This is a genomic window from Vibrio sp. 1288, assembly GCF_033344475.1.
Genome location: NZ_JAWPOX010000173.1, coordinates 1 through 1,002, shown reverse-complemented (window position 1 = coordinate 1,002; position 1,002 = coordinate 1). Strand labels below are relative to the sequence as shown.

Below are 1,002 nucleotides of genomic sequence, written 5' to 3'. Positions count from 1 at the left end.
CAACGTTGGCGCTGTTTGTTTGCTCCGCCTTCGGATTCAACTGAGTAACTTAGAAAAGAATTTCTTGGGAGTAGATATTGGAGCGGGCAGCGGGAATCGAACCCGCATCATCAGCTTGGAAGGCTGAGGTAATAGCCATTATACGATGCCCGCGCATCGAAAGGACTCAGCTAATATGCCACATTGATTTCAAAAGAAAAGTCTTTTTTCATCAGTCGCTTGTCAGTTGTATAAAAAACTGTCTTCTTGGTGAAAAAATACGCTTTCGATGAACTTAAATGGCTTCCTGATGATGCTCGACGAAAATGACACCGTTATGTGACAGAGCTGGCTCATTAATCGTCAATCCATTTGATGGTTTAATCATCACCTGACATTGAACACTTATCATTCATGGTCAAGACTCAATATTGAAATGACACAACCTTATTGTCAGCCGTATAAGTAAAAAAACGAGGAGAGCGCGTATGTGGAAAACAGTAACAATTGGGGCGATGGCGCTTTTGATGGCCGCTTGTACGACAGTAACAACAGACGTGGATAAACAAGCGGACTTCGCTTCTTACAAAACGTTTGATTTTGGTACTCAAAATGATGCTCCAGCAAGTATCGATGGACGCCGTATAGAACAAGGTTTGGCTGCTCAACTGGAATCGAAAGGGCTTTCTAGAGTTGCAAGTGGTGGTGATTTATACGTTCATCACGATATCGTTGAGGAGTCGGAGTTGGTATCGTCTGGTTCTTCTTTTAGCGTCGGTTATGGATGGAACAGCTTTGGTGTGATTACATCAAGCCCTGAACGATATAAAGAACGCAAATACGGGAAGTTAGTGGTAGAGCTGGTGGATAGTAAGGCGAACCAAGTTGTGTGGAAAGGCGTTTCAAGCCGCAAGTTAACCGAATCAATGAGTACTGAGAAAAGGGAAAATTTGATCACAGAAGAAGTGGCGAAAATGTTCGAAAACTACCCATACGGCAAGAACTAAGTCCTCAGTTATATCA

1 protein-coding gene and 1 tRNA gene are annotated in these 1,002 nt (G+C 42.9%); one reads left to right on the top strand and one right to left on the bottom strand.

All coding sequences use genetic code 11. The annotated features are described in order from the left end of the window. Window positions 1-78 precede the first annotated feature (78 nt). A tRNA-Gly gene (locus R8O11_RS25440) sits at window positions 79-153 on the bottom strand. Between the two features lie 314 nt (window positions 154-467). Between R8O11_RS25440 and R8O11_RS25435 the strand changes: the two genes are divergently transcribed. Then, complete coding sequence (locus R8O11_RS25435) at window positions 468-986, top strand: DUF4136 domain-containing protein (protein WP_005463686.1); 519 nt, start codon at window positions 468-470, stop codon at window positions 984-986. The last annotated feature ends 16 nt before the right edge of the window (window positions 987-1,002 follow it).